The organism is Microbacterium atlanticum (assembly GCF_015277815.1).
Lineage (GTDB): Bacteria > Actinomycetota > Actinomycetes > Actinomycetales > Microbacteriaceae > Microbacterium > Microbacterium atlanticum.
The window spans coordinates 557,734-568,796 of the sequence record NZ_CP063813.1 but is presented as its reverse complement, the minus strand read 5'-3'; the positions used below and the strand labels follow the sequence as shown (position 1 = coordinate 568,796).

Below are 11,063 nucleotides of genomic sequence, written 5' to 3'. Positions count from 1 at the left end.
TGACGGCGCTCGGGGGGCGCCGGAGCGAGGGGGTCGAGATGGCTCTGGTTCCCGAGGCGCCACGGGGCATCGTCGAGGTCGCGGGCGACGCCGACGCCGTCGTGGCGGACGTGCACGCGATCACGGATGCCGTACCCGACCGGCGCGGGATCACCGCCGTGGCCGACGCGGTGGTCCGCGGACTCGCCGGCGGCACGGCGACCCTGCTCGTGCGAGCGCCCGAAGGGCTGCGGTACGCCGCGATCGTGGTGCGGGACGGGATCGCCCAGTGGGTCGTCCTGCGGCGGCGCGACGACGGATTCGCCGCCCACCTGAACGTGGCACCCGGCGAGGTGCTGCACCTGACCGTGGTGGCGGGCACGGACGAGGCCGCGATGCGCGAGCTCGAAGACGAAGTCGCGGGCGGCGGCATGGGGATGGGGGGTGGACCGGACGTCATGGCCGAGCCGCCGCTCGCAGAGTCGGCACCGCCTCCCCCGCCGGCGCCCGCGGCACCGCCCCCGCCACCGGCGATGCCCGAGCCCGCGCCGGATGCAGAGCCCAGCGGCGGCACGGCCGGCGCACTGGACGGCGCCACCCCGGTGCCGGCGTTCGTCGACGCCGAGGTGCCGTCCGCGGTCGTCGAGGGCGTGGTGTTCGAGGCCGTCGTCCGCCTGTCGGTGAGCGACCTCACGCCGACGAAGGGCACGTCGCGCAAGAAGGCGGTCGCCCGCTTCGACCCCACCCGCGAGATCGAGGTCGGCGTGCAGCTGCGAGGCTTCGCGCCGGCCGACGGCACCCCGGCGGCCGTGACCACGACGCTGCCCGCGCCCGGCGAGGAGCCGCGCCGGCTGGTCTTCCGCCTCATCGGCGAGGAGCCGGGCCGCGGCCACATCACGGTGACCTTCACGCAGCCTCCGGTGGTCACACCGCTGGCCGTCCTCGCGGTGAGCGCCGCGATCCGGCCGGCCGATGAGGAGTTGCAGCCGCAGGAGCCGGACCTGCGGCTGGTCGCGGCATCCGTCGCCGTCCCGCCCCGAGAGATCGCCGACCTGCCCACGATCGCCGTCGACGAGACCATCTCGCGCGGGAGGTCCGACCTCGTCATCACGGCGAAGATCGGGCGGACGGTGAAGCGGCACGTCGTCCGCCTCGACGACAAGGCGGCGTACGTGGAGGGCGTGTACGCGGAGCTCGCGAGGATCCGCCGGGAGTTCGTGGCCGAGGCCGAGGACGATCCCGACGAGGCCGCCGAGACGGTGCGGCGCGAGGTGCGCTCGCTCGGCGCCCGCATCGCCGGTGAGCTCCTGGGCGACGAGATCAACGAGCTGCTGTGGCGCCGTCGCCGCCGGCTCTCGCAGGTGGTGCTGCAGACCTCGGGCGAGCTCGACATCCCGTGGGAGATCGTGCACCTCGTGCCGGTCGGGAAGCAGCGACCCGACCCGGACCGGTACTTCCTCGGCGACCTGGGACTCATGCGCTGGATGTACGGGACGCCTCGGCCGACCGTCGTGCCCGTCGACGCGACGCGGGTGCTGGCGATCGCGCCCGAATACGTCAATCCGGACTACCGGCTGCCGCGGGCGGGCGAGGAGGTGGCGGCGCTGGCCACCCTGCTCGCGGCCGCGCCGCGCTCGGCGGCCGATCCGGCGCAGCTGCGGGAGCAGATCGCGAGCGGATTCGACCTGCTCCACTTCGCCGGGCACGGCCGCTGGCGGGACGCGGCGCCGCCGGGCCAGGAGATCGCGTTCGCGACCTGGTCGGAGGAGGACGACGGCTCGGCCGCCTACACCGACTCCGACGCGCGGCGCGACCTGCCGGAGCTCGAGGACGCGGCCGCCGCGGCATCCGCTCCCTTCGTCTTCCTCAGCGCGTGCGACGTGGGCCGCCTGCGCTCGGGCGCGACCGGACTCGGCGGCTTCGCCGAGGCGTTCCTGCGCGGCGGCGTCGGCGTCTTCATCGGCTGCTCGTGGGCCGTGCGCGACGACGTCACCGCGGCCTTCGTGCGCACCTTCTACGAGCAGACGCTCGGCGAGCACGCCACGCTCGGCGACGCCGTGCTCGCCGCGCGCCGCGCCGCCCGCGAGGCGGGCGACCTGACCTCGCTCGCCTTCACCGTCTTCGCCGACCCCCGCGCGAGACTCGAGCCCCGCTGACGGGCGCCGCACCACCCACCGCCACTTCGAACCAGACAGGACGTCACACCATGGCCGACACGACCACCGCCGCCCGCGGCGCGGACCTCCGCCCCGCCGACCTCGCCGCCCTGCGCAAGCACGTCGTGCACACCGCCGACGGCAAGCTGGACGCGACGTCGACCGCTCGACCGGCGAGCGTGGACGCGTTCGCGACGACCGCCGATGACGTGCGGCGGATGATCGAGCAGGACCTCGCGGCGTTCGTCGAGCAGCAGGTGAAGAAGGCGCCGGCGGGCGACGTGCCCGCTCCGGTGCCGGTGCTGATCTGGGCGCACGGCGGGCTCACCGACAAGGCGGCGGGCCTGCGGACGGCGCACCACCAGACCGCGTGGTGGAAGAAGAACGGCGTGTACCCGATCCACCTCGTGTGGGAGAGCGGGCTGATGACGACGCTCGCCGACGTGCTCTCGGGGCGGGCGACGGGGTCGCGCGGGTTCACCGATCTCACCGACCGGGCGGTGGAGGCCGCGGCACGCATCCTCGGCGGGCGGAAGTTCTGGGACGACATGAAGCTCGACTCGGCGGCGGCGTGCCTGCCCGCGCTCGCCGACGGGACGCAGGGCGGGGCCGACGTGCTCGCCGCAGCGCTGCGCGAGTACATGACGGCGAACCAGGGGGCCGTCGAGCTGCACATCGCCGGGCACAGCGCCGGGTCGATCTACCATTCGCACTTCGTGCCGCGGCTCTTCGACGGCGACGATGCGGTGGACCACGTCGCCAGCGTCACCTTCCTCGCCCCCGCGGTGCGCGTGGACACCTTCGAGGCGACGCTGCTGCCCCTGGCAGAGACCGGCCGGATCAAGGACCTCGCGATCTTCACGATGGACGAGACCCACGAGAAGCGCGACAACACCGGCGGCGTCTACCGCAAGTCGCTGCTGTACCTCGTCTCGCGCGCGTTCGAGGCGGAGCGGGACGCCAAGATCCTGGGTCTGGAGGAGCACCTGCGCCGCGCCGGTCGCACGATGGGCTACCTCGGCGACGACCCCGCCCGCCTGGTGCTCGGTCCGGTGGCGCGCGGCCGCCGCAGCCGCACGCAGGCCACCTCGCACGGCGCGTTCGACAACGACGTCGAGACGATGATGAGCCTCGCGCGGCGCGTGCTCGGCGTGCCCGACAGCGACGAGCCCGAACGGCTGACGGTCTTCCCGAGCCGGGGACGCGACGTCGCCGTCGAGCCGGTACGGCCGCCGCGCCCCGAGCCGGCCGGCGTGCGGGGCGCGACGCCGCGCAAGCTGGCGCTGTGCATCGGCATCGACGCCTACCCGAAGGACCCCCTGAACGGCTGCGTCGCCGACGCGGAGGCGTGGGGCGAGGCCTTCCGCGGCGCAGGGTTCGAGGTGGAGTCCATCCGCAACGCCGACGCGACGCGCGACGTGATCCTCCGGGCGATGCTCGACAAGGTGTCGGCGGCGCGCGACGGCGACGTCGTGGCCATCCAGTTCGCGGGCCACGGCACGTTCGTCCCCGACCTCGACGGCGACGAGACCGATGCCTTCGGCCCGAGCGACGAGGCGCTGTGCCCGGTGGACTTCCGGGACGGCAGCCTCATCGTCGACGACGACCTCGGGGCGATCTGGGACGCCATCCCGGACGGTGTCGCGGTGTCGCTGTTCTTCGACTCGTGCCACTCCGGAACCGTCAACCGCGGGCTCACGCGGTCGCAGTTCGCCCAGAAGCGGATCCCGGCGGGAGCGAAGCCCCGCATGACGGTGCTGGATGCCGCGGAGGAGGACGCCTACCGCGCCCAGCGCGCCGCCGCGCTGTCGGACCCGTTCCGGCGGGCCGCGTGGGCGCGGGTGGTCCAAGTGGAGACCGACCGGGCCGCCGAGCCACCCACGCCGCACGAGGCGAACCGGGAGGTGCTGGTCAGCGCGTGCCAGCCGGACCAGGTCGCGCTCGAGACGAACGGCCACGGCGTGTTCACCACGGCGGCGCTCACCGTCCTCGGGAAGAGCCCCGACCTCAGCTACCGCGAGTTCGTCCGGGCCGTCTCCGACATCATCGACGACGACTACGAGCAGCGGCCGCTGCTCTCCGCGGCCGAGGACCTCGGCGGCCGCGCGCTGCTGACCTCGCTGCGCGACGCCCCGACGATCGCCGGGCCCAAGGCCGCGCACACCGACGGCCGCGGCAGCGCGGCCGAGGTCCGGACAGCGGCGATCGTCGCCATCCTCCGGGCCACGGCGGACCTGCTCGAGGCGGGCGGCGCGGACGCGCCGTGAGCGTGCTCAGACGGCGGCGCGCGCGTGCCGGAACCGGATGCGGGTGCCCGGCCGCGCCTGCGCGACGAGGTCGAGCGAGGCATCCGTCACCACCGCGATGACCGGATAGCCGCCGGTCACCGGGCCGTCGGCGAGGAGGATCGTCGGCCGGCCGCTCGGCGGCACCTGCAGTGCGCCCGGCACCATGCCCTCACTGGCCAGCTCGCCCTCGCGCACCCGGGCAAGCGCGGGGCCGTCGAGACGAGCGCCGACGCGGTCGGCGTGGTTCGAGACGGTCCACACCGTGTCGAACAGGGTCTCGTGCGCCTCGGGACCGAACCAGTCGGCGCGCGGGCCGGGCGCGAGCTCCAGCTCGAGCTCGTCGTCGTGCGGCGCCCCCCACGCGGCGGGCGGCGCGACGGGGATCGGCGCCGGCGCGTCGTCGCGGACGCCGAGCGCGTCCCCCGCGTGCAGCGCGGCCGGACCGAGGCCCGCCAGGAGATCGGTCGACCGCGAGCCGAGCACGGGGCGCGCGTCGACGCCCCCGCGGACGGCGACATAGCCGCGCGCGCCGCGGGTGAACCAGTCGAGGTGCAGCTCGGCGCCCGCGGGCCAGGCGTGCGCCTCATAGGGATCGATCTCGCGCCCGTCGAGCCGGACGACACCCCACGCGCCCGTGACGGCCACCCACAGGTCGCGCTCCGCGACGGCGCGCAACCCGCCCATGGTCACCTCGAGCCCCGCCGCGCCCTCGGCGTTGCCCAGCAGCCGGTTCGCGGTGCGCAGCGCGCCGCGGTCGAGGGCGCCCGACACGGCCACCCCGACCGCGCCCGCGCCGGCGCGCCCGAGATCCTGCACCGTCGTCAGCAGCCCCGGTTCCAGGATCCGGATGCCGCGACCCGGCGTCTGCGGGTCGCCCGGCGGCTGCGGGTCGCCCGGCGTTCCGGTACCCGGCGTCTCCGGGTCGCCCGGCGCGGACGAGCCGGCGAGCGCGGACGGAGTCGAGGCGGCGACGGGGAGGAAGCGCACCCGCGCGCCGGGCACGAGGAGCGCCGGGGAGGCGGCATCCGCGTCGAACAGGGGTGCGCCCGTCGTGCCGATGAGGCGCCACCCGCCCGGGGTGTCGCGCGGGTAGGCGCCGGTGAAGACGCCGGCGAGGCCGACCGACCCCGCGGCAACCCGCGTGCGCGGGGTCTCGAGCCGGGGCAGGTCGAACGGCCAGTCGTCGCTCACGAGATAGCCGAAGCCCGGTGCGAACCCGGTGAAGGCCACCCGCCACTGGGCCGCCGCGTGGCGGCGGGTCAGCTCCTCGGCGCTCATCCCGAGCAGCGCGGCGGTCTCCGTCAGATCGGCGCCGTCGTAGGCGATCTCGAGCTCGACGACCGGCCCGGAAGCGGCAGCGCCGGGGACGGCGCCCTCCACCGCCCCGCGCGCCCACGCCCGCGCGGCCGGCAGCGCCAGCGTGCTCGGATCGACCCGGACGAGCACCGTCCGTGCCCCCGGCACGAGGTCGACCACCCCGTCGGGACGCGTCGCCGCGAGGGCCGCGTGCAGTGCGAGCGCCTCGTCGAGCGAGGCGACCTCCAGCAGGAACGCCCGCTCCCCCATGGGCCGGACCCGCGGGGTCACCGCGCCGCCCCTTCCTTCCGCCCGGAGCGCTCGGCGCGCTCGGGCATCACCACGGTGCCCTCACGACCACGCCGGCCGCGTCGAGCGCCGCCCGCACCGCCCGGGCCATGTCGACGGCCGACGGCGAATCGCCGTGCACGCACAGCGACGCCGCCGCCGCGACCACCACCGTCCCGTCGACGGCCTCGACGACGCCGTCGCGGGCGAGGCGCACGGCCCGCGCGGCGACGGCCTCCGGGTCGTCCAGCAGCGCCCCGGGATGCGACCGGGGCACGAGCGATCCGTCGGGCAGGTAGCCGCGGTCCAGGAACGCCTCGTGCACGAAGGGGAGGCCGACGGATGCCGCGGCCCGCTCGATCTCGCCCGCCAGCCCGAGCACGGGGAGAGGTCGGCCGAGCTGCGCCGCGCGGTCGGCGACGGCCCGGGCGACGGCATCCGCCTGCTCGCGGTCCCGCGTGACCGCGTGGTAGAGCGCACCGTGCGGCTTGACGTAGCGGACCTCCGCGCCCGCGGCGACGAGATCGCCGAGCTGGCCGGCGACGACGCGCATCAGGTCGGCGGGGTCGAGGGCGACCGGCACGCGGCCGAAGTTCGCGGCATCCGGATACGACGGATGCGCGCCGACGGCGACGCCGTGCCGTTGCGCGCGCGCCACCGCCGCGCGCATGGACGCCGCGTCGCCCGCGTGGCCGCCGCACGCCACGCTGGCGCTGGAGATCACGGCGAACATCGCCTCGTCATCGGCCGTCGGCACGCCGGCGACGGTCTCGCCGAGATCGGCGTTGAGGTCGATGGCCGCCATGACCTCCACGGTACTGCGGCGGTCTGCCTCGGCGGACGGGCCGGGCGGCTGCGCAGAACTCCACGGATCCGGTGCCCGGGCGCCCGGATTGCCCGTTCCCGGCACCCTTTGCGGCCGGATCCGTTGAGTTCTGCGCAACCCCTTCCGCACCCGCGCGCGCAGCCCTCACCCCCGCACGCGTCACGGATCCGTAAAGGCTGCCGCGGCATCCGTGCGGGATTCGGCCCGTCGAGGCAGGATGGAGCGCATGGCCCGAACCTCCGAACGAGCCGTCGCGGGAGCACCGCTGCTCCAGGTGCGCGACGTCGCCGTCGAATTCCAGACCATCGACGGCCCCGTGCACGCCGTCGAGGGCGTCGACCTCGACCTCGCCGCCGGCGAGACGCTGGCGATCGTGGGGGAGTCCGGGTCGGGCAAGTCCACCTCCGCGATGGCGGTCATCGGCCTGCTGCCGGGCAACGGCAAGGTCACCCAAGGCAGCATCCTGTTCGAGGGCGAGAACCTCGTCGGCGCCCCGGAGTCGGTGATGCGCAGCATCCGCGGCCGGTCGATCGGGCTGGTGCCGCAGGACCCGATGTCGAACCTCAACCCGGTGGCGAAGATCGGAACGCAGATCGCCGAGACACTGCTCGCCCACGGCCTCGCCACGCGCAAGGACGTCGACGCGAAGGTCGTCGAGACGCTCGCGGCGGCGGGCCTTCCCAACGCGGCCGAGCGCGCAAAGCAGTACCCGCACGAGTTCTCCGGCGGCATGCGCCAGCGGGCGCTCATCGCGATCGGCCTCGCCTGCGACCCGAAGCTGCTCATCGCCGACGAGCCCACCAGCGCCCTCGACGTGACGGTGCAGAAGACGATCCTCGACCAGCTCGAGCGGATGACCGCCGAGCGGGGCACCGCCGTCATGCTCATCACGCACGACCTGGGCCTGGCCGCCGAGCGCGCGTCGCGCGTCGTCGTCATGAACCGCGGACGCATCGTCGAGCAGGGGCCGGCGCGCCAGATCCTCGAGGATCCGCAGCATCCGTACACCCAGGCGCTGGTGAAGGCCGCGCCGTCGGTCGCGGCCGTCCGCCTGCGCCCCGAGGTCTTCCGCACCGCCGAGCCGGCGGCCGGCGCACCCCATTTGCCGGGACGGACGACGGATGCCTCGACTCCCGCCGTCACCGGACCCACGCCGGCCGCGCACGAGGCCGAGAGCCCCCACGCCACGGGGATCGACAGCGACGCCGCGCTGACCGGTCCGACCCCGGCCGAACACCCCGCCGAGCACCCGGCCGACGCTTCCGCGACGGTCGCGGCCCGGGCCGAGGCATCCGCTCACCGCGGCAGCGCCCCCGCGGACGCCGGTCCCGCGGGCCCCGTCGACTACATCGTCGAGGTCGAGGGCCTGACCAAGATCTACCCCGTGCGGGGGAGCAAGGAGGACTTCGCCGCCGTCAAGGACGTCTCATTCGCGATCCCCCGCGGCGAGACGGTCGCGATCGTCGGCGAGTCGGGGTCGGGCAAGACCACCACGGCGCGCATGCTGCTGAAGGTCGTCGACCCCACGTCGGGCTCCATGCGCTTCGACGGCGTCGACGTGGCGACCCTCAAGGGCCGGCAGCTGCGCGACTTCCGTCAGCGGGTGCAGCCGATCTTCCAGGATCCGTACTCGTCGCTGAACCCGATGTTCTCGATCGAGCGCATCATCTCCGAGCCGCTGGAGTTCTACAAGCGCGGCTCGTCGAAGGAGCGTGCCGCGCGCGTGCGGCAGCTGCTGGACGACGTGGCGCTGCCGCAGACGATGCTGCGGCGGTATCCGTCGGAGCTGTCGGGCGGCCAGCGCCAGCGCGTCGCCATCGCGCGGGCGCTCGCCCTCTCCCCCGACCTCATCGTGTGCGACGAGCCGGTGTCGGCGCTCGACGTGCTGGTGCAGGACCAGATCCTGCGGTTGCTGGGCGATCTGCAGCGCGAGTACGGCCTCAGCTACCTCTTCATCTCGCACGACCTCGCGGTGGTGCGCCTGATCAGCGACTACGTGTGCGTCATGAAGGACGGACAGCTGGTCGAGGCGGCATCCTCCGAGGAGATCTTCACCAACCCTCGCGACCCGTACACACGGCGCCTGCTGGCCTCGATCCCCGGCAACGAGCTCGACATCGCGGTCTGACCCGCTTCGGCAGGCGAGAGCAGGCACATCCCAGGCGACGATGACGGATGCCGCGACCGGCGGCATCCGTCCTGCGCACCGCGTCAGCGCGCGCGGGTGCGGGGGTCCATCGCCTCGCGCAGCGCCTCTCCGAGGAGGGTGAAGCCGAGCGCGGTGATCATGATGCAGAGGCCGGGGAGGAACGCGAGCCAGGGGGCGATCGCGAGCTCGGCCTGCGCGTAGGTGAGCATGCGGCCCCACTCCGCGGTCTCGGGGCGCCCGCCGCCGAGCCCGAGGAACGACAGCGCCGCGGCGTCGATGACGGCCGTCGCGAGGGTCAGCGTGCCCTGGACGATCACGGGCCCGATGCTGTTGGGCAGCACGTGGCTCATCGTGATGGTGCCGCGTCCGAGACCGAGGGTCTGCGCCGACAGGACGTAGTCGGCGTTGCGCTGCTGCAGCATGGAGGCGCGCAGGAGTCGTGCGAAGATCGGCACCTGCGAGGCTCCGATCGCGATCATGACCGAGAGCTGCGTCTGACCGAGGATCGCGGCGATCGAGACCGCGAGCAGCAGGTTGGGCACCGAGAGCAGGATGTCGACGAACCGCATGATGACGGTGTCGACCCAGCCGCCGAAGGCGCCGGCGATGAGGCCCAGGAGCATGCCGCCGATCAGGCCGAACAGTGTCGAGACGACACCGATCACGAGCGACGCGCGTGCGCCCCAGATGAGCTTCGACAGCACGTCGCCGCCGAAGCGGTCCAGGCCGAGGGGGAACTGCGGCAGCTCGCCCGGTCCGGGGATGTACGTCGGGGTGATGTACTGCGCGCCCGGCAGCGCTGTCTCGGGGTACGGCGCGAGCCACGGGGCGAAGACCGCCACCACGACGAAGAGGAAGACGATCGCGGCGCCGATCCAGGCGGTGGGATTGCGGCGCAGCCGGCGGAACACGTCACGCCAGAAGCCGCCGCCGCCGCGGGTCTTCGCCGCCAGGAGCTCGGCGTCGTCGATCGCGGTGTCGTCGACGGGGCCGCCGTCGGGCGCCGGGGGCAGGATGACGGAGCTCATGCGGCACCTCCTCGATGGGGCGGACGGGGTGTCATGAGACCCTCACTCTCGGGTCGATGAAGCTGTACGAGACGTCGACCGTCAGGTTGATGAGCGCGTAGATGATGGCGATGAAGATGATGAACCCCTGCAGCACGGGGAAGTCGCGCGCCTGGATCGCGTTGGCCATGAACGAGCCGATTCCGGGGAAGGCGAAGACCGTCTCGGTGAGGATGGCGCCGGCCAGCAGCAGGCCGACCTGGAGGCCGACGGTCGTGATGACGGGGAGCATCGCGTTGCGCAGGATGAAGCGCTGCCGCAGGGTGCCGCTGCTGATGCCCTTCGCGCGTCCCGTGCGCACGTAGTCCGAGTTCTGCACCTCCAGCACGGATGCCCGGGTGATGCGGACGATGATCGCGAGCGGGATGGTGCCGAGGGCGATGGCCGGAAGGATGAGGTGCAGGATCGCATCCCACGCGGCATCGAACTCGCCGGTCAGGATGCCGTCGAGCACGTAGAAGCCCGTGGGGTGGGTCGCATCGATGCGCGGGTCCTGGCGTCCGTCGCTGGGCAGCCACCCGAGCTGCACGGCGAAGACGTACTTGAGCAGGAAGGCCAGGAAGAACACGGGGATCGTGATGCCGATGAGGCTGAAGACGATCGCCGCGTGGTCGCTCAGCTTGCCGTGGTGTCGCGCCGCCCAGTAGCCGAGCGGGATGCCGATGCCGACCGCGATGATGAGCGCCGCGATCGACAGCTCGACCGTGGCCGGGAACCGGCGCCCAGAACTCGTCGAGCACCGCACGGGAGGTCTCGATCGAGGTTCCGAAGTCACCGGTGGCCAGACGCCCGAGCCAGACGAAGTACTGCTCGAGGATCGGACGGTTGAAGCCGTAGAGCTCGTTGATCCGCTCGACGGCCTCGGGGGTCGCACGCTCGCCGAGGAGGGCGACAGCCGGTCCGCCGGGCAGCGAGCGCACCCAGACGAAGAGCAGGATGCTGAGGCCGACGAGCGTGGGGATGAGCAGCAGGAGCCGGTTGCCGATGGTGCGCAGCACGTGGGAAGTCTCCGGG

Annotated in this window: 6 protein-coding genes and 1 pseudogene; 3 read left to right on the top strand and 4 right to left on the bottom strand. The window is 73.8% G+C overall.

Annotated elements, in window-relative coordinates:
• The first annotated feature begins 38 nt into the window (after positions 1-38).
• The gene (locus IR212_RS02470) at positions 39-2,135 is read left to right on the top strand and encodes a CHAT domain-containing protein (RefSeq protein WP_194397448.1); all 2,097 of its coding nucleotides are present in this window, start codon (positions 39-41) and stop codon (positions 2,133-2,135) included.
• Positions 2,136-2,185: 50 nt separating this feature from the next.
• Positions 2,186-4,402 (top strand): caspase family protein, encoded by a 2,217-nt coding sequence (locus tag IR212_RS02465; protein WP_194397447.1) that lies wholly within the window; start codon positions 2,186-2,188, stop codon positions 4,400-4,402.
• Between the two features lie 6 nt (positions 4,403-4,408).
• Here the strand turns inward: IR212_RS02465 and IR212_RS02460 are convergent, their stop codons facing one another.
• Together IR212_RS02460 and IR212_RS02455 are read right to left on the bottom strand one after the other, a co-directional pair.
• Entirely contained in the window at positions 4,409-6,010 is a 1,602-nt protein-coding gene (locus IR212_RS02460; protein WP_228479445.1) for a 5-oxoprolinase subunit B/C family protein, read from the bottom strand.
• 46 nt (positions 6,011-6,056) lie between these two features.
• Complete coding sequence (locus IR212_RS02455) at positions 6,057-6,812, bottom strand: 5-oxoprolinase subunit PxpA (protein WP_194397446.1); 756 nt, start codon at positions 6,810-6,812, stop codon at positions 6,057-6,059.
• Positions 6,813-7,059: 247 nt separating this feature from the next.
• Between IR212_RS02455 and IR212_RS02450 the strand changes: the two genes are divergently transcribed.
• On the top strand, positions 7,060-8,961 hold the full coding sequence (locus tag IR212_RS02450; protein WP_194397445.1) for a dipeptide ABC transporter ATP-binding protein: 1,902 nt from the start codon (positions 7,060-7,062) through the stop codon (positions 8,959-8,961).
• An 83-nt stretch (positions 8,962-9,044) separates the two neighbouring features.
• On the opposite strand, the gene IR212_RS02445 is transcribed toward IR212_RS02450, so the two are convergent.
• Together IR212_RS02445 and IR212_RS02440 are read right to left on the bottom strand one after the other, a co-directional pair.
• Entirely contained in the window at positions 9,045-10,010 is a 966-nt protein-coding gene (locus IR212_RS02445; RefSeq protein ID WP_194397444.1) for an ABC transporter permease, read from the bottom strand.
• A gap of 31 nt (positions 10,011-10,041) precedes the next feature.
• Positions 10,042-11,047: pseudogene (locus IR212_RS02440) on the bottom strand (ABC transporter permease).
• Positions 11,048-11,063: the final 16 nt, after the last annotated feature.

What these genes read in the sequence shown, in the direction of transcription:
- IR212_RS02470 (WP_194397448.1), top strand. Translation starts at nt 39, where the DNA reads ATGGCTCTGGTTCCCGAGGCGCCACGGGGCATCGTCGAGGTCGCGGGC.
- IR212_RS02465 (WP_194397447.1), top strand. Translation starts at nt 2,186, where the DNA reads ATGGCCGACACGACCACCGCCGCCCGCGGCGCGGACCTCCGCCCCGCC.
- IR212_RS02455 (WP_194397446.1), bottom strand. Translation starts at nt 6,812, where the DNA reads ATGGCGGCCATCGACCTCAACGCCGATCTCGGCGAGACCGTCGCCGGC.
- IR212_RS02450 (WP_194397445.1), top strand. Translation starts at nt 7,060, where the DNA reads ATGGCCCGAACCTCCGAACGAGCCGTCGCGGGAGCACCGCTGCTCCAG.
- IR212_RS02445 (WP_194397444.1), bottom strand. Translation starts at nt 10,010, where the DNA reads ATGAGCTCCGTCATCCTGCCCCCGGCGCCCGACGGCGGCCCCGTCGAC.